The organism is Candidatus Harpocratesius sp. (assembly GCF_054039255.1).
This window is the reverse complement of the sequence record NZ_JBPLBG010000006.1, coordinates 156,794-179,807: the sequence shown is the minus strand read 5'-3', so window position 1 is coordinate 179,807 and position 23,014 is coordinate 156,794. Positions and strand designations below refer to the sequence as shown.

Below are 23,014 nucleotides of genomic sequence, written 5' to 3'. Positions count from 1 at the left end.
GGTAATGATCCAACTCAGTTCTTATGGGAATTTGGAGATAATACGAACTCAACTGAAGCTAACCCCGTGCACGTTTATCTTGTTGAAGGATGTTATAATGTAAGTCTTACTCTTAAAGACAATGATGGAGATATTTCAATTTATTCATCAATTCTAATAATTGAAAAGGATTTACCACCTCAAGCAAACTTCACCATAAACCAAGATTTCTTGTTTTCCAACCAAGAAATTCAATTTAATTTTACTGGAACACTCGGTAATGATCCTACTCAATTCTTATGGAACTTTGGAGATGATACGAACTCAACTGAAACTAACCCTATGCATGTTTATCTTGTTGAAGGACGTTATAATGTAAGTCTTATTCTTCATGATAAAGATGGTGATATCTCAATATATTTAAATACTGTTATAATTGAAATAGATTTACACCCTCAAGCAAATTTCACAATAAACCAAGATTTTTTATTTGCAAATCAAGAAGTTCAATTTAATTTTACTGGAACACTCGGTAATGATCCTACTCAATTCTTATGGAACTTTGGAGATGGAAGCAATTCATCAAAAGAAAATCCAATGCATAATTTTACTGATATTGGAGTATATCAAGTGACATTGGTTTTAAAAGATAAAGATGATCAGATAGATATTTTTTCTACAAATATTTCAATTCAAGAAGATAAAAAACCTCATGGAATAATCTCATTTATTCAAAAAGATTATTTTAATGAAGATATGATTACATTTGATTTTATTGGTAATATTGGAAATGAACCAGTTAAAATCCTATGGGATTTTGGGGATGGCAATTTTTCAAAAGAACTTAATCCTATCCATTCTTTTAAGAAATCAGGTATATATAATGTTTCGATTGAAATTGTTGATGAAAATGGTGATTTCTTTTTAATTTATACAGTAATAAACATAAAAGAAAATAAAATTCCTCAAGCACAATTTTTCATTAGTTCTGAAGCAATTATAGCAGGTCAAATGATATTTTTTTGGTTCAACGGAACTAAAGGCAATGGAAATGCATCTTTTTTTTGGGATTTTGGAGATGGTTTTAATTCAACTTTAGAAAACCCATCCCACATTTATCAGAATCCTGGAATTTATTCAGTATTTCTTTCAGTTATGGATATTAATTTCGATATCGACACATATACTGAGTATAATCTCATTTTAGTTAATGAAGATTTTGATCCATTAGTAAGTATTCAGTTAAATACAAGTTGTATAATTGAAAACTCCCCCATTTTTATTGGAGTGGATATATTACAAGGAAATTTACCTTTCTCATATAATTGGAAAGTAAATGATATAAATAAATCATTTAATGAAAATTTTTTATTTATATTTGAGTCATCAGGAAATTATACTATTTCATTATTAGTCATTGATGCTGATGGTGATAAATTTCAGACTCAATGTTCAATATTTGTAGAAGAAGATTTATTTCCTAAAATTTCTTGTATTCTTAACTCCAGTATTATAATTCTAGGACAATTAATCAATTTTACAACAACAGGAGTATATGGAAATGAACCATATCATTTTTTTTGGGATTTTGGAGATGGTTTTAATTCAAGTAAAGAAACTCCAGTGCATCTTTATCAAACTGTAGGAAATTTCTCAATATTCTTATTAGTAAAAGATTGGGATGGAGATATTCAAATAATTGAGAATATAAGTATAGTTGTATTACAAGATTTATTCCCCACTGCCAAATTTAAAATAAATAAGACTATAGCAGTAGAAAAGCAAGAAATCATATTCTATTTTTGCGGAAATGAAGGGAATGGAGGTTTACAATACAATTGGGACTTTGGGGATGGAAGTAGATCTAATGAAAGAAACCCAAAACATTTTTATAAAACTCCAGGAAACTATACTATTTCATTAAATGTGTCTGATTTTGATGGTGATAAAGATCATTGTCTTTTTAAAAATTTATCTATTGTTCAAGATTTATTCCCAATTTCATCATTTTTCGTAAATACTTCAAAAATAAAAAGTCAAACCTATGTAAAGTTTATATTTAATGGATTTTTTGGAAATTTACCTGGAAAAATTATTTGGTTTATTGATTCTAAAATTTATTCAATCAATACAAGGGAAATTATTCTTTACATTCCAAATCAAAAAAAAAATATTAATATTTCATTGCGAATATTAGATTTAAATGGAGATATTGATGAATATTCTGAAATTTATCATATAGATTTCAATTTTAATACAATTAAGGAACCTATCTCTATATTCATTGGTTTTGGGTCCGCATTATTCGGAGTTTATTTTTTAAAAAAGAGAAAAATAATCAAATGTAAACCAAAAAGAAGAAGAATAAAAAAAATAAAAATATAATTCGTTTATGGATTTAATACCCGCTTTTTTGTGTATATTATTATACTAAGATATCCAACTAGTCGGGACACTCAAAGCAAACTCTTGACAAGTTTTACGCTATTTTTCCCTTTCTTCGAGGATCTTAGTCGTTTCAATTTGATAATTACAGTTCATTTGAAAAATCATTACTATGTAATCTCAAAGTCGTTTCTATTCTAAGATTAGATTCTCATCTATTAATTTCCTCGGTCAAGAATAAGAAGCGAGGTTCCTCATTGTTATAAAACAACGTAAATCTTTAAATCCTAAACAATATTTTTAATGGAAAATTAATTTTAAAATTTCGGAATTTTTATTTTTCTTTAAAATTAATGATTATGATAAAAAAAAAACTTCTTAAGAGATTCGAAAAAATAAGGATGAAAATCAAATTTCTATTAATTGATAATTCAGGAGGATCTATGCTTGAATCTGGATTGTTAATTGCACTGTCTTTAATATTATTTTTGATGTTAATTGGAATTGTAACAAATATATATAATTGGATTGAAGAACAGTTTGTTTCTGTTATTTCTTATTTTGAAGGGATATAGATAATTAAGAAAACTGCCATCCATTTTTTCTTTAATTACTCTCCGACAAATTTCTTAATATTTGTAATTTGGTGAACAAAATAAATGGAGATTAATTATTTAGAAGATCAATTTCTTTCAAAAACACTATTTTTACATGAAGAGTTTTTAGAGATTAATTATATTCCTGATATTTTAATTCATCGAGAGGCAGAATTGATTTTACTTTCCAAAATATTTGTTAAACTTTTAGAAGACCCTTTTTTAATTTCAAGGAAAGTTACAATTCAAGGGGAAATTGGAATTGGAAAAACAGTTATTGCTAAAACATTTGGAAAAATGTTATTAATGTCTTCAGAAAAAAGAAATTTAAGCATTAAATATATTCATATTAATTGTAGAAAAGAAAGAACGCCTTATAACATTCTTAACCGTATCTTTTTTCACCTTAATTGCAATTTTCCCTCACGTGGTTACTCAGTTCAAGAACTTATCACATTTTTAGAAGATTATTTAAAAAAATCGCAAATTTATTTAGTATTAACACTAGATGAACTTAATTATCTGCAGTTTTCTAATTTCAATTTAGTTTATAGCCTTTCTCGTTTAAATGAGACAAATTACGATAGAAAAAATTTCATTTCACTTATTGTTATTGTAAGAAATTTAATCCTTTTAGGGAATTTAGATGATTCAACAAAAAGTACTCTACAAGGCAATATTATTTCATTAAAAAAATATACAAAAAAACAAATTATTGATATTCTTTCAGCAAGAATAAAAATATCAATAAAACAAGATGTATTTTCACCAGAATTAATAGAGTATATTGCATCACAAATTGAAAGTTCAGGAGACATAAGAAAGGGCTTGAATATTATCAGAAATGCAACAAAAATTGCAGAATCTAAAGAATTAGATAAAGTATCAAGGAAAGAAATTGATAGTTCTTTAAGTAATATTATACCAAATTTACAAATTGATATTATCGATTCACTAAATTTACATGAAAATATTTTGTTGTTCTCAATTTTAGATTCTGTTATTAACAAAAGTGAATCAAAAATTACTTTTGTTGAGATAAAAGAGAATTATAGAAAAATTTGTTTAAATTTGCAAAAAGTTCCAAGAAAAAATACTCAATTATGGATATATCTTCAACATTTTGCAAATTTTGGATTAATATCAATTAATACAATTTCAAAAAATATCAAGGGGAGAAAATCATTTATCTCAATTAGCGATCTACCTATTGATACTATATATAAGAAATTAGGCAATAAAATTCGAAGTTTTAATTCCCAAATGTGATTGTTTATCATGCAAACCATAATAAAAGAACCAAGACTTAATATCGAGGATATTTTTGCTTCTAAGGGAAGAACAAAAATAATAAAAATTCTTGTAATTACCCATGAGACAAATATTTCAAATATTGTAAATTTATCCGGTTTAAACCATAATAGTGTAAAAAATCATTTAGAATTTCTAATAAAAGCTAAATTAATAGAAGAGAAATGTTTTGGAAGAATTAAAATATATCGATTTCGCGATGAAAATATAAAAGCACGTGCAATAAAAAACCTAATAGAATTTTGGGATGAGTATGACGATTAATGATATTTTTTTTCTTCTTAATACATCTACTTTTATTTTTTTTATTATATTCAGCGTTGAAGATCTCCTTTTTCAAAAAGTAGATCAGATTATTATTTCAGAAGCTTTTATTGTAAATTCGATTTTATCCCTTTTTTTTATATATCTTCACGATTTTAAAATAGATGTTTCAATAATTATATTTAAAATAATCTTTTTTTTGATTTTTCTTCGATCAAATATAAAAGGAAAATTAGGAGGTGCTGATGTTAAAATAATTCTTTTATATTTAATAAATCCAACTCAAAAATACGATATTTTTTTACTTTTTCCTTTATTTTTATATTCTTTACCTGATTTATTCATCTTCTTTTTCTTTTTTCTATTTATTCTTTTTTTTTTCAAATTATTTTTTATACACAAGAAAATAAAAAGAAAAAAACCATTAATTCCATTTTTTTTGCTTTCTTTAATCTTATCATTCTTATTTTAATTTCGAAATTTTTAAATAATAATAAAGAAGATCCATGATGGATTATTTTAAAATTGATAAATCTGATTTTTCGTTGAAAAATCACGCTTTATGTAAATTAATCCCAAAAGAATCTTCATTTTCTGGAATGTGTTCCGAAAAAGATTGTTTTTATTGTATTTTTACTCAATTTGTTAAATATCATCAAAAAGATTTTGAAGAGGTACAATGTCCATTTGGATTAAATTTATCAAAAGATGATATTGAAATTTTCACTTTACTTAAAAAATTATATAAAAAAATGCAAAAAGTCTATAACAATATGGTAAAATCATATTTTAAACAAAAACGCAGAATTATAAAGATAAATCATTTTAGTAATCGATTTTCAATATCCTTTTTTTTTGAAATTATAAATAAAAAATCAAGTTTGCAATCCCATAATCAAATTTTAGATAATCAATCAAAAACTGAAAATTGTTCACTCAACCAAAATAATATTAGGAAATTTGTAAAACTACTTGAACAATCAAGAATTTCAGAATATTTAAGATCAAACTATGCAATATTTTCTTGGAATATTCAATCTTTAAAAGATATCATTCCGAATTTGAAAAAAAAAGATAATTTGCAATTACATAAAGAAATTTGTTCTAACTCTCAAAATGTAATTGAAAAATATTTGATTTTTCAGGATATGATTATCATTAATATAATCAGAGATGAAGAATATCAAAATAATAAAATATATTATGAAATTAATTTAGGACAATCATTACTGGCAAAATTTGATCAATTTTATCAATTTTTAGAATCTAAAATAAGCAAGTTTAACTTTTTAAATAATAATCATGATTTAACAGAAAGAATTATTGTTATTTCTTCAAAATTTAATCATTTATTAGATGGATATTATAAATCAATAAAGGAAATTTCTCGAAATAAAATTGCTTTTCTTTTGACATTAAAATTTTTAAAAATTGAATCAATATTCATTTTTCTTCAAGATGAAAATATTGAAGAAATATTTTTAGATGAACAGGATAATTCTTTATATTTTAATCACCAAATTTACGGCCGATTAGAGAGCAATATTAAGCTTAATCGAGCAGAACTTGAGGCAATTCAAACATATGTTTGCTTGGAGAGCAAAAAACGGCTAGATTTTGAAAACCCAAGCATTACACATGTTTTTCAATCACAATTCTTTTATGCAAGAATTAGTATTGATATCTACCCTTCTCATTGGAAAAATATTAGTATAGATATTCGCAATCTAAAAAAAAAAACATTAACGTTAATGGATTTACTTCGATTAAATACATTAAATCATGAAATTGCAAGTTTTCTAGTATTTTTAGTTTATTTTAGGATAAATATTACAATTTTTGGCGAGGTCAATTCAGGAAAAACAACACTATTAAATGCAATTGATCTTTTTGTTCCTTCAACATTTAGAAAAATATATTTAGAAGAAAATATTGAAACATTAGAAATTTTCGAGAAAGTCACCCATCAACTTAAATTTAAAGTTGAACCAGAAACTTCAAAAAAGGACAATAAACAAAAACAAATATATAATTTATTGCATAGGTCCGGAGATTTTATTATATTAGGTGAGATTCTTAGTAAATTAGAAACAAAGGCAATGTTTCATTGCTTAAGTGCAGGATTAAAAGGTCTTCAAACCACTCATGCTTCTTCAATTAATGGTTTATTAAACCGATGGATTATACATTATAATATTAATCCATCTTGCTTAAACGACTTAGGTATAATAGTTTTTATGAAAAAGCTCGATTCAAAAAGAATTATTCAATCAATTTATCAAGTTGTATATAACTCAAAAATTAAGGAGATAAAAATCAGTCCAATATTTAATTATAATTTTGAAATGAAAAAATGGATTAAAAATACCAATGAATTTCATTCACTTCTAACAAATAACTATAATTTTCTATTCACATTAGATTTAAGAAAATTAGAATATATTTTTAATGAATTTTTAAAATTTTTTAAATCATTAAGTAAAAACCAGGAATATGATAAATTTCTAATATTTAAGGGAATCAATAAAATTTATCGTAATATTAATAATTATATGATAAAAGAACTTTGATATGAGTGAATTTATTGAGAAAAATCTATTAATAGTTATTGGATTACTTTTAAACTTGGTTTTATTTCCATTTTTTATTCCACTTTTTAACACTTCATACTTGAGAATAAAATTAAACTCTGATCTTGAAATAATTTATTCAGATATTGAAAATTTGAGTCAAAACTATGAAAAGATATCAAAATTATCATTTTCCTCAAATTACAGCCAATTAGTCCAATTTCAATACAGTCAAAAAGGAAAAATTGAAGGTTTTTTTGAAAACAAAAATAGAAACATTACTCTTTTTTTTTATAATAATAATTTAAGTATTTTTATTCAATTTGAATTAAAAATTTCAAAAGATATTCAAATTAGTGGTTTAAATCAAACAATATCTCGATATGCTGTAGAAGTATCTAATAATTCAAAATTCATTCAATTTTATTAGGAAGAGAATATTTTGATTGAAGTTAATGAATATTTCCTCAAACTATACATAAATTTGTGCCAAAAATTCAAATCAAAGCCAATTCTTTTTAAAAATAAAAATCAGAAATTAGAACTAAAAAGAATCGGATTTATTTATGGAATAACAAATGAACAGATCAAAAAAGCTAATTTCTTAATTCTTTTTTGTTTAACATTATTTTTTTTTATTCTTTTTATTTTTTTGCCAAAGAGTACTGGATTTTTATTCTTTTCATTAACATCTTATTTCATTTTATATTTCGATATTAATAATATATTGTTAATTGAGATAAAAAAACAAGAAAATAAAAATATTGATTCTTATCGCTTTTTTCTTTTGTATATCACAATATATTCGCAAATTATTCATAAATCTGAAAATTTTTTAGTTCATATTATTAATTTTTTTGGCTATTTTCCGACATTAGGAATAAATACTTCAAAAAAAATCCAAGAAATTCTTTTTGGAGCAAGTATAAAAGAAAAATTAATGGAAATCAAATTTTTTTCTCAAGAATTTAATTATTTATTTCATCACCTCATTTCAGCAAATAACATTAATAAAAACCATTCTTTAATAGATGAATTTGAAGAAAAGCTTTTATATCGCTTTGAGGTTTTTTTATCAAAATTCGAAACTCATCTGCAGATCCTGACATTTATCACAATTTTCTACCCAATTCTCTTTTTCTTTGCAAACCTCTTCTATATTCAATCCACTCTTGATCGACTTTCGTTTTTGTCAATTTTTCTAATGATACTAGTATTTCTTGAAAAAAGATGGATTATTTCTTTTCCAGTAATAATAACAGAAAATAATAGCAGGCATCATGAGTTAACTCTACTTGAAATTATTAAGTTTCTTGAAAAAATGAGTTATTACCTTCAATTCTCCTCAGCTCAATTTGCATTACTTGAATCGATTCAAAATTCGACTTTTAAGAATATTTCAGAGAGAAATTTAGTAAAAATTTACTTAAGTTTTAATCCTATATCAAAATTTTTTGATCTTCTAAAAAAAAAAGGCAAAGATCAAAAAATTTCAATTATATTAGAAACGTTTCTTCAAATTTTAAATCGAAATAGTGAGAGAAGCATTGATTTTTATTATATACTTAACCATATCTTTAAACAACATTTAAAAATCGAAAAAAAGAAGAATTTAATACAAAAAGAAATAAAGATAAAATCGAATACATTTAAATTTATTTCAACAATAATTTTGAGTATATTAAGCGTATTTATTTTCATTTTCAGATCAATTTTGTCAAAAAGTGAGTTATATTTGCAAAATACACTTAATTTTAGCGCAGTTCGGACAAATTACTTAGGGATTGAGGGTATTTTTCTGATTTCACTCTATTTTTTAATAGTAATTCTTTTTTCTTTCAATAGAATGACATCACAAAATAAATTTCAGAAAATTGATCTTTTCTTTATTATTTTCTTTATTATTTTATTTTTTTCTACAAAATCGTTGATATTTATAAATATATTATAAAAAATATATATTTAAAGAAAATTCTACAGTATAATTCAATTTTAGATGTTCTATTTATTATGAAATGACTTATATTGTAGTTCAGAAAGAAATTAGATTTAATAGGAAAAAAAAGACTAAAAAATAAAATTAGAAAATACCTAATTTAATTGCTAAATCAGCTGCAGAATAATCAGGGTGAAGTTTAACAAATGCTTTTTTAGTTCCTTCTGTATTTATTAAGGTATTCACTTTGGCAACTTGAACATTATAAAGTTTTTCAATTGCTTCTTTAATTTGATATTTATTAGCTTTTCTATCAACAATAAAAACAATTTTATTTTGATCTTCAATTAAATCAAATGTGTTTTCAGTAACCAAAGGTTTCTTAATTATTGTAAAATAGTTGTTAACCATTTTTAATTCACCTCAAATTTCTTTAAACTCTGAAAAGCAGATTGAGTCCAAATTACTAATCTCCCAGGATGTGTTCCAGGTGCTAAATTCTTACTGCTTAAATTCTTGATATTTACTACATCTACTCCTGGAATATTTCGAGCTGCTTTAAAAATGCCAAAATCATCTTTAATTACAATTAAAGGGCCTACTTTCCTTCGGTATTTTCTTCCGCGTCTCTTTCCTTTTCCAGCTCGAATCTGTCGCCCTTCTTTCACACGATCAATTTCAGGAATTAATCCTAAATTGTTAAAAACTTCAATGACTTGATTGGTTTTCTTTAATGTTTGAAGTTTATCATCAATGACTAAAGGTAATTCCATTTCATCGTTTATTTTATGACCGCGGTTTTTAACTAAATCATTTCTAGCAGTAGCAGAAATAGCTGAAAGCAAAGAAAGGATTTTCTCTTTTTTATTTATTCGTTTTACAATTACTTTTTCAGCTCGAGGAGGATGTGCTAATCGTCCACCAACTACACCAGGGGCAAAAGCCGCATTTCTCGAAGAAGGATAACCAGAGCCAGTTAAACGAGGAACTCTTGCTGAAGCATATCCAGTTCCCCAACTTTCAGCAGTATTTCTTTTTCCTGCTAAAGGATCGCGCCCTTGAGGTTGCTTTTGAGCAGATTCAGAAGCAACTACTGCTCTTTGGATGAGATCAAATCTTGGAAAAAGGTTAAACACATCTGGTAATTCAATATTTCCTTTTTCAGTCCCATCTAAACCGAGAATTTTAACAGATTTGGATTTTGTTGCCATATTATTTCACCTATTTCCCCTGTTGACTGAGTTTACTAATATAAGTAATTTCAGGTACTGAAACCTTGAAATTCCCCCGAGGTCTCATGCAATCTCTCAATCTTATTAATCGCTTCTTTGGACCTGGAATTGAACCGAGTATGATTAAATAATCACTTTTTACAAGACCATATCGTAGAAATCCACCTTTAGGATTAATTTCATCACTATCTTCAGAGATTTTTATAATGCGTTTGTTATATTCAACACGTTGGTGATATCCCATTTGACCAGATCTAGCAATAGTATAAAGTAGTTTTGGGGGTTTCCATGGACCAATACATCCAACTCTCCGCTTTCCTTTTCGATTCTTTCGAGACATTAATTTAATTCCAAATTTTTTAACGGCACCTTGAAATCCTTTTCCTTTAGTAACACCAATTGTGTCAATTAAAGTACCTTCTTCAATAACATCCCGAACTCTAATTTCCTGCCCTAAGCGCTCCAATACAAAATTAAATTGAGCTTTTGCACTGCCATTGCCGCCTGTCACATTAATTTCAAGGATGTCGGGTTTTATTCGGGGAACACTAGATTTCCATGGTTGAGTATGGAATAGTCCTCGAATTTCATCATGATCTTGAATTTTAGATTCTAGATCTTTTAATTTTTCCTCGAAATTATAGGTTTCTGGATTTGGAATCTGGATTTTTCGACCTAATTCAGGTTTTAAATCTTTTGCATATAGTTCACCAATAGCATTTAATCCATATTCATCTCGGTGATATACTTTTACTCCAAATAAAACGAGTGGAGGTGTTTCAAGAACAGTTACCGCTTTAACTAATTCTTTACCAAAGAAAGGGCTATGTTCTTGATCTTCTATATATGCAACATGTGTCATTCCTGCTTTAAATCCAGCGAATCCTTGAAATCTAACTTCCTTATCATTATAGTGAAGCCAGTGACGGACACGTCCCTTCCCATATCTTGCTCGTTTTCGTGGTAGATATGCTAAAGATCCATGTCGAGGGGCGGATTGCCTTCTATGTCCCATTTAGTTCACACTCAATAATTATATTCTAATAGATACAAAAATATCTTGCATCTACCTTAGAAAATTGAAAATAAAAGTTAAATTTTTCGATTAATGTCGATAAATTTAAATAATATGAAGTTAAAAAAGGAGTTTTTAAAAAATGTCTTGCTACAATTGTATCTTGAAATCTAAATAAAGAAAACCAAATTATACGCTATATAATTTACTATAAATATGCTTCTTCATCTTTTGTAGGAATATAGTAGTATTCACCAATTTTTCTTTGCATTTTATCAATATTTGATCCAAGTTTATTTACTCTTGGTCGTCCGGTTGATAAATCTCGTCTAAATGTAATGTTCATCATTTTCAGAAAATCATTCATCCCAGATCTTAAATCTTGTGGGGGAGTGCAAAAACAATTACTACCAGGTTCACCTTTAAAGACAATTAGAGAATCACTGATAAAATCTTGAGTAATGATATCATGTTCGACAACGAAAGCGGATTTTTTATTACTTTCTATGGATTTACGAATAATCATAGCCATTGCAAGCCTCATTTCAACATCCAGAAACGCAGAAGGTTCATCAATAAGATAAAGATCAGCTTCTTCAGTTAGACAGTCAGCAATTGCAACTCTTTGCAATTCTCCTCCTGAAAGTTCTTCAATTGTTCGATTTTCGAGAGGCTCAATTTTTAAACCTCGTAATATTCGTTTTTTATACTGAATATCAAAATGTGGAGAGCCTTTAATTTTTTGAATGATATCAAATACTGGTTTTTCTGGATCATATTCAATATACTGAGATTTAACAGCTATTTTTAATTCTTCTGTTTGTAAAGTCTTTCCTTTGGTAGGCTGAATTATACCTGCAATCAAATTTATAAAAGTACTTTTTCCACTACCATTTGGACCTAAAATGCCAATTACTTCACCTGCATGAATTTCTCCAGCACTAATTCTTAAATGAAAGTCACCAAGTTGTGTTTCCATGTCATTATATTCACATACTACTTTTGAAGCATAAAATAATGTATCGGCTGGAGGTCTATCATGAAATTGGATAGGTTCTTCTCGAAATCGCATATTTTCACTTTTAATATATCCATTCAAAAATGTATTTATTCCAACTCGGACTCCAGCAACATTTGAAATAATACCATAAGCACCAGGTTCTCCGTATAATAAGCAAACTTGATCGCTTAAAAAATCGAGAATAGCCAAATCATGTTCAATTACAATTACTCTTTTAGAATCTTGGGGGAGTTTTCGAATTAATCTTGCCATCCTTAACCTTTGGGACACATCCAAATAGGATGACGGCTCATCGATAAGATAACATTCACCATCGCGTAATAAAGCAGCAGCAATGGCAACCCTTTGTAATTCTCCACCACTTAATACACTAATATCTCGATTAAGTAAAATATCTAAATCCAATTCTTTGGAAAGAAATTCTATTTTAGGAGAATCATTAATCTTTTTTAATATATCAATTACTTTACCATTAACAAATTTTGGAATATCTGTGATTTCTTGTGGTTTATGAATAATCCTTATTTTCTTATCTTTTAACAATGTTAAATAATCTTGGAGGATTGAACCTTTAAAATTTGAAATGATTTCATCCCATTCGGGTTCTTCTTCACCAAATTTTCCTAAATTCATCTTTAATGATCCGGAAAGAATTTTTAGAGCAGTAGATTTACCTATTCCATTTTGACCTACAACTCCTAATACTCTTCCTTTTGTTGGTAATAACATTCGAAATAAACTGAAACCATCTGGTGAATATTTGTGAACAACTTCTGTTTCTAACTTTTCTGGAATATTTATTATTGTATAGCAGTGAAAGGGACATTTTTTGACACAAATGCCACATCCAGAACATAATAATGGATTTACATGAGGAAATCCATCATCCCAAAGTTTTATTGTTTCATCGCCAGTGCGATTTCGTGGACAATATTTAATACATGGTTTATTTGGCCCTGAAGCACAGTCGTTAGGCTTACAACTATCGCGGTTAATCACAGCAATTCGCATTTTCTTGTCACTATAAGAAATTTGACTTAACTCTTATCTTTTTTGCTTTTATATTAATTGGCAAAATTCATAATCATGTAATTATTTTTCTAATTGAAGCGAAATGAATCAAACTAATGAAGTTAAAAGCCAAACTCATTTTCCAGATCATTGGCTTGAATCAATTGTAAAAGAAATTGGATCAAGAGATCCAAAAGAAATCAATTTGGCAACAGGAAAAACACCCAGTGGACATATTCATATGGGAATTATGCGTGAGTTACTAATTTGTGAAGCAATTCGGAGAATTTACTCTGAAAAAGGATTTTCTGTTAAGTTTAGGTTATTTATTGACAGTTTAGATGCAGCTAAACGATTTCCATCATATATTTCATCTGATTATGCAAAAAAACATTTAGGGAAACCCTTTGCCTTAATACCAAACCCTTTTAATACAAAAGACACACAAAGTTATGCAGAATTCTTTGGAAATGAACTACAAAATACATTTATAGAGATGGGAATAAATGCTGAAATTATTTGGACACATAATCTATATAAAACAGCCGAAATGAAAGAAAAAATCAGAATTGGATTAAAAAAAAATGAATTAGTCAAAGAAATTGTTGCAAAATATTTAACTAAATCAATGTCTCCAGAACAAAAACAAGATTATATTGAACAACAAAAATCTTGGATGGGAGCCATGGTAATTTGTGAAAAATGCCAATCAACACAAAAGAAACAAAAAGATGGAACAATTAGTCCTAACAGGGTATTAGAATATATAGAACAAACAGATGAATGCATCTACAAATGCCCCAGTTGTGGTTATAATGGTAGAGTCACTGTAGAAAGTGGATTAGTTAAATTAAATTGGCGATTAGATTGGCCTGCAAAATGGACTATTTTTAATACAATTTGTGAACCAGCGGGAAAAGATCACTGCACTCCGGGAGGTTCTTATGATACAGGATTAGAACTATGTCAAAAAGTATATGGATATCAAGGACCAATAAAAGTTGCTTATGAATGGTTGCGACTAGGGGATCGTGACATGAAAACTTCAAAAGGAATAGTTTTTACTCCTTCAAAATTCCTTGAAATGGCAGAAGCGAAAATCCTTCGAATGTTAATCTATCAAACAAATCCAAATAAGCACATCTCAATTCGAATTGAAGAAATGGAGCAGTATTACAATGAATTTCAACGAATTGAACGAATTTATTATGGATTAGAAGAACCTACATCAGAAAGTGAGAAAAGAGAAATAGAATATATTTATCCTCTTATAATTCCTGATGAAATTCCAAAAACATTAAAATATCAAATTCCATTTCGTTTTATAACGATTCTTGCTCAACTTAAACCAATCTTGAAAGAACAAGGTATAATCAATAGAACAAGAAAATATTTGCTAAAAGAATATGAAATTGAAGATTTTAATATTGATTCATTGAATATTCAACTAAAAAAGGCATCAAATTGGATTCAAGAAATAAATGCTTTGATTGAAAGTGAAAAAAATCCTCAAATTAAAAAAAAAATATCGCAGAAAATAATTAGATTTTCTATAATTGAAGAATTGAAACCAGAAATAATTTCACGATTAAATTCAGACCAATTGATGATACTTAAAAAATTTTTCTCAAAAATTCAAGAAGAAAAGGAACTTTCTGAAGAAAAAATCAAGGATATCATGATAAATATAAAAGAAGAATTAAATGTTAAACCTATGAAAATTTTTCAAGCATTTTATTTAATTTTCTTAGGAAATAAGAAGGGCCCAAGATTGGGTCCTTTAATGGCAATGATGGATATAAATTGGATAAAAAACCGAATTCAATCAGTATTATCAAAAAAATCATGACCTTTCACATTAATCTTCACCATCTAAATGAGTGATATTATGTCAGAGTGCTAGATGAGGGAGAAAGATTATCGTGAAACTTCATGAAAAAATAAAAGAAATAACCCCAATTTCATCTTTTTTATTACTTATTTGATAGAATCATCATCACCACAAAAATAACTATCATAATTCCGTAGGATGAAAACATAATAATATAACGTTTTCTTTTACTCTTTTTTTCAATTTTCTTCGTTTCTGCACATTCAGCAGAACAATATTCGCCAAATTCAGTCCCTTCTTCAGGAACGATATTAAAACAAATAGGACAATGTTTATGAGGAAAAATATTATTATCCTTATACTTATCATATTTCGACATAAGTTTCTCAAAAATTCTAAGTATTCATAAAAAAAAAATGAAATGCATTATATATACATTATTTGCTTTTGTTCTTTTTTTGATTTTTCAAAAATTTTTCTAAAAATAGATGTTTTCTTTTGTATTACAATAATTATAATTCCAATAATCCCGTATAAAAGAATTACAGGGGAATAATTAGTCAATTGAATCGGTTTATTGTAAGGAATAAGAAAAAGAGGATAATAATTAACCCCTCCACTAGGATCTATTATTGAAATTAAAGCCATTGTATAAAATATGTAGTAATCAGATTCGCTTGTATATTTTTCTATTCTGTTTATTGAAGGAAACTGATATTCTGAATAAACAACTATATTTCCAGTATAAGCATCTATTGATTGATCAAAAACTAAATTATATTGCCATATTTCTGAAGGAAACATAGGATTAAAAATTCCATGATAAATAATACCTGGAAAGATCGAACATGTAATAACAAAATTATTTCTATTAATTATCGAATCATCATCATCTTTTATATCCACTTTTAAAGGAATCTCTTGTCCAATTGCTATTTGAACTGGAGATACATATTTTCCATCAGAAATATCATTAAATCGAATATCTCCAATATATGATGACATTGGGATTATTTCTGGAAGATAATCTATTAAATTAAACATGATTCGATTTGGAAATAAATCAATTCGATCAATTGTTTCATTTATATCATAATTTGGTGTTAGAATTATTTTACCCGCAGTTTCCAATTTATTAAAATAAAATGAAATCAATGACTTTGTCCCACTTTCTGTTATATTAGAAAAAAGCTCAATTAGATTATTTTTTGAGAAATAAGAATTGGGAAAAATAATTGCGCGCATATTAGCTTTTCCAATCAAATCTGTTGAATTAATTGAAAAACTAGTAAATTGTGGATATATTCGATCAATATTTTTAATTGAACTTAAAATTTTATAAGATGATATGAAATTGGGAGTTTCATAAATATAATAATATTGATCTTCATAAATTCGATCATTTACGAGTAATTTAATTTTAATGATAAGAGGATTTTTACTATAATTCAAATTATTTACCGAAATTGACACCATATACCCAAAGTTGGAAGAGTCCTTAATTGGAATTAACGATATTTCTGTTCCGTTTGGATATATCAGAGAGCAATTTAAAGAAGTTCCAATAGAGAAATTGGAGAGAATGTCTCTAGAAGTGGAATTAACAATATAAAATTTAATTGGGACAATTTCAACATTGGCGCGATTTTGCGTTTTAAATGCAAAATCTACATGAATACTTCGATTCGGTATCAAATAATCAAAAAGATTTTCTGCTAATAAAGAAAAATTAGAATAATATGAATCTGAGGTAAATATTGATGTCGTTAAAAAATGATAATCACCAAAAAGAATACATTTTCCTGATGAATTTATGGATTCTGTTTCTACTGCAACATTTTTTCCATTTACTTCAACTAAAGGAGTTAAATTTGATTGATTGAGAAAAGTAGTTCCAAATCCATAATAAAACTCTGAAATATTTGAAAAAATGGATGAATCTTTATTGATACTGATATTGTTAAAATTAATTGCTTGTGAAAAGAAGCCGTAATTTTTAAGATTTATCATGTTTTCTCCCAAACTGACATTAATTCCTAGTGTTTGAAAGAGTAAATTTATAGAATCGGAGCACATTAAATTGTTTACTGTTCCTAAAAATAAGATTGATCCACCTTTTCTATAGAAATTCGATATCTCTTTAATTTCATACGAGCTGAAAGGGATAACAGGTCTTTGTAAGACTAAAATATCGATATTACTTAGAATTTCACTAGATAGAATTGGAGAATCCTTAGATGCATTATAGAAAGGAGTCCAATGTTCCATATTGAATATTACTTGAAATCCTTGGGAATATAATAAATAAAATAGGTGATACAAATCTATTTGGGAATATGTGCTAATATTATTCGGGAAAAAATCATTCAATCCGTGGTAGGAATCAAAAAAAATCTTAGCCTTGGGAATTTCAACAGAAATATTGAAAAAAATCTGATCTAAAATCATTCCAGATTCAGAGTCCTTAATTGTAAAATTCCCAAAATAAGTACCAGGAATCGCATTATATAGAATTTTAGCATAAATTGGTATACTTATAACTTTTTCATGAAGTGAAGAAACATCCGAAAGAATACTGAAATTAATTCCAGAAATTTGGGGGAGCTCCAATTCTATCGATTTAGCTGAACCCATAATTAAGGTATAATTTAAAAGTACTGCTTCTCCAGGATATTTAAAAAAGTCAAATGGAGAATATGGAAAAATCCGAGGAAATAAACGGGCATTATTATTGACTCCATTGATAGAAGAATTCCATTCATTTAAAATTTGTAAAGACTTACTTATATTGATTAATCCAGCACCATCTCTCACCATCTCACCCTCAAGAGTCTTAGTCTCTAAAGAAGATGCTCCCAAAATCAAGGCGTTTCTTATAGTTTCAGGAGAAGCATCAGGAAAAGCTTCGACTAAAAGAGCAGCAGCACCAGCAGCCATTGGACTAGCCATACTTGTTCCAGATAATGGAATATATCCAAAATTTGAGGACAAACCAACAATTTTATCTCTAATTGTGAATTCAAGATCTAAAATAGATGATTTTGATAAAGGAGCAATAATATAAACCCCCGGAGCACAAATTTCAGGATTTAATTGATTCGAAAATGTTGGACCCCAACTACTAAAGTAAGATACATGATTGTTTTTATCTGTAGCTCCAACAGCTATTGAGTATAATCCACTTGCAGGAGTTCCAGAAGTAAAAAAACCAGGACCACTATTACCAGCTGAAGAAAATGCAAGAATTCCTTTTTTTACTGCCTTTTGAATTGCAAGAGTCTGAACGGTCCAAACATCGGGATTTACATCTCCAAAACTCATACTCATAATATCTACTTGCTCATCTATGCACCATTCAATTGCTGCGACTACATCATCTTCTTGAATAAATCCAGAAGAATTTGAAATTTTTGCATTGTAAAGAAGAGCCTGAGGGGCAACGCCACGATATTCGCCATTTGAAAGATATCCACTCCCAGCAGCAATTCCAGCAACGTGAGTTCCATGACCATAATCATCAAAATAATAATTTTTTTCTAAAACCCCTGCTTCACTGCTAAAATTGACGTTAGCAACTATTCGTGAAAATTTGGGATTTCCATTTTCAAAGAAATCAGGATGAACAGAAATTCCAGTATCAATGATTGCAATTTTTACTCCTTTCCCTGTAAATGGAACATTTTCAGCACCTATTGCATTCAACCACCAGTTTTCCAAATTTTCATCTGAATTCTCTTGATCATCAAGAATTACTGTTTGATTCTCATTTAAATTACTTAAATCATATGCCTCAAACTGTGTTTGATGAACATTAGTTATTTTTTTTATTCCATAAATAAAATTTTGATTATTTACATATATATTGTTGATATCTTGGGAAAATTTAACAGATACTACAGGAAGATATTTATAATTATATTTAATTTCAGCATTTCTATCAATCTTTTCAATAAGAGAGACTCGTTGATCAAATTGTATTGATTCATCAAAAATGATAAAAACGTAATTAGATAAATCTTGATCAACTAAAACTTGGTTTTTTTCTTGGGCAACTATTGATGAAGGAAAAAAATCTTTTAAAAGAGTTGATTGTTTTGATGTATAAGAAATTTTATCAGAAGTATTCTCTGAAATATTATAATTAGAAAAATAACTTAGTTTATAGAATGAAGTTGGAACGAATACAAGAATGAATATTATGATTATAGTAATTTTTACTTTTTTTTGTTTTTTTTCCATATAAGATCGATCCAGATTATTTCCTTGTGTGATTAAAAAATACACCCAAAAAAGTTAAAATTTATGTACAATTTAATTTCTTATAAAATTATAAATACTTGATCAAAGCTGAATATTATGGGTCTTTACAATTTAATTGAACAATTATTACCAGAAAACTTCTCAATTTATCAATTTATGGCTGTACTCGATATGGAAAGAGAAGATGCACGGGAAGCACGAAATATTTTGAAACAATTTTATAAACGTGGATATATTCATAGAATATCTAAAAATATGTATCAAAAAATCATTTCTAAACAATAAATTCTTTTTTAAGGTATTTTTCCCATTTTTTCTTACTAATCATGAAAATTTGTCAATCTTGTGGAATTTGTTGTACACACACTGAAATGATACTTTCTTCTGATGATGTTCAGCGAATTTTAGATTATTTTTCTAAAAAGTCTCAAAATATAGATTTTTTTGAATTTGATGGTCGATTTTATCGATTAAAAAATATAGATGAACATTGTGTATTTTACATTCCAAACGAAAAGAAGTGTTTGATTTATTCCATTCGACCAATGGGATGTCGTTTTTATCCAATGATCTTTGATCAATCAAGAAATAAATGTATATTAGATGATGAATGCCCTCACAACAGAATTTTTTATAGTAATCCTTCTCGATTTAAAGCAATTTGTTTATCTCTTCAGAAATGGATTTTTTCTCATATACTCAATCAAACAAGAAGTTAAAAGAGATTCCATTTTTGTAAAGTATTCTTGATTTAATTTTAGATTTCTACGAGTAGCAATTTTCTTTAGACTTTGCGTAAAAATATTTATCCAAAACAAAGAAAATTCGTAAATTTTTGATGATACGGCCTCTTTTGGAAGAATATTCTTATTTGAATTAAGATTTGTGTAATACTGTAAGAATAAGATCATTTTAGAAAATGCATAAGGATTGAGATATCCTTCGAATATTCCTGGTGTTAAAGTTATAAATGAACATAAAATTTCTCCAAGATTGGAAAGAAATTCAGAATTTAGGGAGATTTCTTCAAGATCAATTATGTATAAATTGTTATGATTATCACTTAAGAAATTAATCAAACGAGCATCTTTGAATATAAGTTTTTGCTGGTGAAGATATGAAAACCATCTAGATAGAGATTCTATTAAATAATTATTCAAGTTTTGCTCGATAAGCAAATTTTGTAAATTTTTTCCTGGAATATATCGAAGAAATAAGAGAAAAGGATGTGAATATAATAGTTGAGCTGTTTTAATTTTTAAATCATAAGGATTTTTTAAAAAATAACTATACCACCACAATTCATTCCTCCATCTTGATTCTGAATCTGGAATGGAACGATCAAAATATTTTATAATTATATTTTTAACATGGAATTTTTCTTCTAAATTTCTTGGTAAATTAAAGATTTTCAAAACATAATTTTTTTTGCTCTTTTGAAATTCTACATTTTCTATTTTTATTTGTAGATTCCAATTCATTTTTTCCATTAAAGAATTAATTTCCTCAATTATTTCATTTCGATTCTTGCGAATAATAACATCCACCAACGTATTAATTTTGAAATAAAAGAATTAATATTTTTAGAATATTTTGATATTACAGATATTATTAATTAGTTGAGAAAAATGAATTCAGATAAATTAAGTAAAGATGGAAAAAGGCTTTATGTTGAGAAAATTCAGCGAGGGACAGTAATAGATCATATTAAAGAAGGATTTGCATTTTCAGTGTTGAAAATTCTTGGATTAGAAGGAAAAGATGGTAGTTTAATTACAGTTGGAATAAATGTTAAATCAAATTCATCTCAAAGTGGTAAAAAGGATATCGTAAAAGTCGAAAATATTATGCTAGATCAAAAGCAGATCCACCAGATTGCAATTATTTCGCCTAAATGTAAAGTTTCTTTTATCGAGGATTATAAAGTGGTAAAAAAATTTGTTGTAAAAATTCCTGATATCATTCAAGGAATAATTAAATGCCCAAATGAAAAATGTATTACAAATGTTGAAAGAGAACCAGTTATGACAAAATTTAGGGTAATTTCTGATGATCCTCTTAAAATTGCGTGTACTTATTGTGAACGTATTGTATATCAAGATGAAATTTTACGAACAAGCTTTTAAGAAAGTAAAAATTAGAATTTCCTACATTTAAGAAAGCAACAAATTTTTTTGATATTTTCTATTTTTATAATGTATGGTAAGAAAAAGAAAACCCAAATATCTTGTTAAAACAAAAAAGAAAGCAATTGAAGAAGAAAAAAATAAAAAACGAACAATAGAAGAGAAATTTTATTGGGTTAAAGTAATTGTTGCTGTAGTTTCTGCATTATTTGGTGTTCTTGTTTTCGATCTACGTGGATGGTGGATGTTTCTTTATTTAGTTGGATTTATATTAATATGGCCATTTATTCAGAGTTTTCTAATTTTTCGCCTTCCTTATAAAAAAGATCAATGGGATTGGAAACAAATACTTAAAACTGGAATTGGCGCTTTCTTTTTTATATTTATGCTTATTTCAACTGCATGTTTCACTTTAGTTACTTATAGTGACTATAAAGACCGAGTTACTAATCCTGCAGATACATATGATATCATTATTGAAAATAATACTGCTTATGTTGCTGATGGAGAAAATGGATTGTTAATTATTAATATTCAAAATTATAATCATCGGGAATTATTAGGAAAATATTATATTAAAGATATTGACGCACGTTTGATTGAGAAAAGCGGAACTACGCTATATTTGGCAGATTATAATTATGGAATTCGAATTCTTGATGTTTCAAATCCTTCTGTAATTATTGATTTAGGAAGTATTCCAACAAATAACTCTATAACTCAAATGCAATTTAATAATTCAAACCTAATATTTGGAACTGAAAATTCAGGATTATTTGTTTATAATTGTTCAAGTTCATTAAATCCTTCACAGATTATTCATATTGAGTCGAATAAAACAATTTCAAGTATAGAAATATCAACAAATCTTTTAATCTATTCTGTTCCATCTGAACATGCTTTGAGATTTCTGAATATCTCGAATATTGATTCATCTGAAATTATTTCTACTATTTCATTAACAAACGATACATTTAATGATATTGAAATAAAAAATAATTATATCTTTCTTTCAACAAGCTATAATGGATTACTTATTTACAATATTTCAAATATAGTCTCTCCGCAGTTAGTTAATGCAGTAAATTTCACATTGAATCCAGGTCAACAATTATTATTACATGATAATATTCTTTTCTATAACACACCTGATAATGGAACCTTTTTTATAAATATTGATAATCCCTTAGATCTCACTAATAAAACAAATGTTGTCTATAATTCTTTAGGAAATGCATATAATCTTCAAGTTGTAGGAGATTATTTATATATAGCAGATGGTGTTCGAGGGATTGATAGAGTATATATTCCAGATCCAGGTCCTTCCCCAGTTGCAAATGATACTACAAGTAAAAGAACAGTTCCTTTCGGTTGGGAAGGTATTATATTTGCGGGATTACTGATTCCAATAATTGCTGGAATTACTGGAAAATATCAAAAAAAGAGCTCTAATCAATATTAATTTCAAAGTTTACAA

18 protein-coding genes are annotated in these 23,014 nt (G+C 27.1%); 11 read left to right on the top strand and 7 right to left on the bottom strand.

The window, feature by feature from the left end:
• The 6 genes from ACXLDF_RS01330 to ACXLDF_RS01305 form a co-directional block, all read left to right on the top strand.
• A partial coding sequence (locus tag ACXLDF_RS01330) for a PKD domain-containing protein (RefSeq protein WP_457556686.1) occupies positions 1–2,364 on the top strand: 2,364 nt, incomplete at its 5' end.
• A gap of 401 nt (positions 2,365–2,765) precedes the next feature.
• Positions 2,766–2,939: a hypothetical protein gene (locus ACXLDF_RS01325; protein WP_457556685.1), complete on the top strand. Its 174-nt coding sequence runs from the start codon at positions 2,766–2,768 to the stop codon at positions 2,937–2,939.
• 84 nt (positions 2,940–3,023) lie between these two features.
• Positions 3,024–4,229, top strand: coding sequence for a Cdc6/Cdc18 family protein (locus ACXLDF_RS01320; protein WP_457556684.1), 1,206 nt, complete (start codon positions 3,024–3,026; stop codon positions 4,227–4,229).
• A gap of 9 nt (positions 4,230–4,238) precedes the next feature.
• Positions 4,239–4,535 (top strand): hypothetical protein, encoded by a 297-nt coding sequence (locus ACXLDF_RS01315; RefSeq protein WP_457556683.1) that lies wholly within the window; start codon positions 4,239–4,241, stop codon positions 4,533–4,535.
• A 506-nt stretch (positions 4,536–5,041) separates the two neighbouring features.
• A complete protein-coding gene (locus ACXLDF_RS01310) occupies positions 5,042–7,105 on the top strand; it encodes an ATPase, T2SS/T4P/T4SS family (RefSeq protein WP_457556682.1) in 2,064 nt (687 codons plus the stop codon).
• Between the two features lies 1 nt (position 7,106).
• Positions 7,107–7,535 carry a hypothetical protein gene (locus tag ACXLDF_RS01305; protein ID WP_457556681.1) on the top strand — a complete coding sequence of 143 codons (429 nt, stop codon included), beginning with the start codon at positions 7,107–7,109 and terminating at the stop codon, positions 7,533–7,535.
• Between the two features lie 1,650 nt (positions 7,536–9,185).
• On the opposite strand, the gene ACXLDF_RS01300 is transcribed toward ACXLDF_RS01305, so the two are convergent.
• The 4 genes from ACXLDF_RS01300 to ACXLDF_RS01285 form a co-directional block, all read right to left on the bottom strand.
• Entirely contained in the window at positions 9,186–9,452 is a 267-nt protein-coding gene (locus ACXLDF_RS01300; protein WP_457556680.1) for a 50S ribosomal protein L23, read from the bottom strand.
• A 2-nt stretch (positions 9,453–9,454) separates the two neighbouring features.
• Positions 9,455–10,252, bottom strand: a complete 798-nt coding sequence (gene rpl4p / locus ACXLDF_RS01295; RefSeq protein ID WP_457556679.1) for a 50S ribosomal protein L4 — start codon at positions 10,250–10,252, stop codon at positions 9,455–9,457.
• A 10-nt stretch (positions 10,253–10,262) separates the two neighbouring features.
• Complete coding sequence (locus tag ACXLDF_RS01290) at positions 10,263–11,288, bottom strand: 50S ribosomal protein L3 (RefSeq protein WP_457556678.1); 1,026 nt, start codon at positions 11,286–11,288, stop codon at positions 10,263–10,265.
• A 208-nt stretch (positions 11,289–11,496) separates the two neighbouring features.
• Entirely contained in the window at positions 11,497–13,320 is a 1,824-nt protein-coding gene (locus tag ACXLDF_RS01285; protein ID WP_457556677.1) for a ribosome biogenesis/translation initiation ATPase RLI, read from the bottom strand.
• 103 nt (positions 13,321–13,423) lie between these two features.
• Here ACXLDF_RS01285 and lysS point away from each other — a divergent pair, with 103 nt between their 5' ends.
• Positions 13,424–15,169: a lysine--tRNA ligase gene (gene lysS, locus ACXLDF_RS01280; protein WP_457556676.1), complete on the top strand. Its 1,746-nt coding sequence runs from the start codon at positions 13,424–13,426 to the stop codon at positions 15,167–15,169.
• Positions 15,170–15,293: 124 nt separating this feature from the next.
• Here lysS and ACXLDF_RS01275 read toward each other — a convergent pair whose 3' ends face one another.
• Both ACXLDF_RS01275 and ACXLDF_RS01270 read right to left on the bottom strand, forming a co-directional pair.
• On the bottom strand, positions 15,294–15,530 hold the full coding sequence (locus ACXLDF_RS01275) for a DUF2116 family Zn-ribbon domain-containing protein (RefSeq protein ID WP_457556675.1): 237 nt from the start codon (positions 15,528–15,530) through the stop codon (positions 15,294–15,296).
• A gap of 47 nt (positions 15,531–15,577) precedes the next feature.
• Entirely contained in the window at positions 15,578–19,390 is a 3,813-nt protein-coding gene (locus tag ACXLDF_RS01270; protein ID WP_457556674.1) for a S8 family peptidase, read from the bottom strand.
• Between the two features lie 117 nt (positions 19,391–19,507).
• Here ACXLDF_RS01270 and ACXLDF_RS01265 point away from each other — a divergent pair, with 117 nt between their 5' ends.
• Positions 19,508–19,696, top strand: coding sequence for a hypothetical protein (locus ACXLDF_RS01265; protein WP_457556673.1), 189 nt, complete (start codon positions 19,508–19,510; stop codon positions 19,694–19,696).
• A gap of 41 nt (positions 19,697–19,737) precedes the next feature.
• Positions 19,738–20,130 (top strand): YkgJ family cysteine cluster protein, encoded by a 393-nt coding sequence (locus ACXLDF_RS01260; protein ID WP_457556672.1) that lies wholly within the window; start codon positions 19,738–19,740, stop codon positions 20,128–20,130.
• Here ACXLDF_RS01260 and ACXLDF_RS01255 read toward each other — a convergent pair.
• Positions 20,077–20,901 (bottom strand): hypothetical protein, encoded by an 825-nt coding sequence (locus tag ACXLDF_RS01255; protein WP_457556671.1) that lies wholly within the window; start codon positions 20,899–20,901, stop codon positions 20,077–20,079. The two genes, ACXLDF_RS01260 and ACXLDF_RS01255, sit on opposite strands and share 54 nt — an antisense overlap.
• A gap of 138 nt (positions 20,902–21,039) precedes the next feature.
• Between ACXLDF_RS01255 and pyrI the strand changes: the two genes are divergently transcribed.
• Both pyrI and ACXLDF_RS01245 read left to right on the top strand, forming a co-directional pair.
• On the top strand, positions 21,040–21,537 hold the full coding sequence (pyrI, locus tag ACXLDF_RS01250; protein ID WP_457556670.1) for an aspartate carbamoyltransferase regulatory subunit: 498 nt from the start codon (positions 21,040–21,042) through the stop codon (positions 21,535–21,537).
• 73 nt (positions 21,538–21,610) lie between these two features.
• Positions 21,611–22,999 carry an LVIVD repeat-containing protein gene (locus ACXLDF_RS01245; RefSeq protein ID WP_457556669.1) on the top strand — a complete coding sequence of 463 codons (1,389 nt, stop codon included), beginning with the start codon at positions 21,611–21,613 and terminating at the stop codon, positions 22,997–22,999.
• Positions 23,000–23,014: the final 15 nt, after the last annotated feature.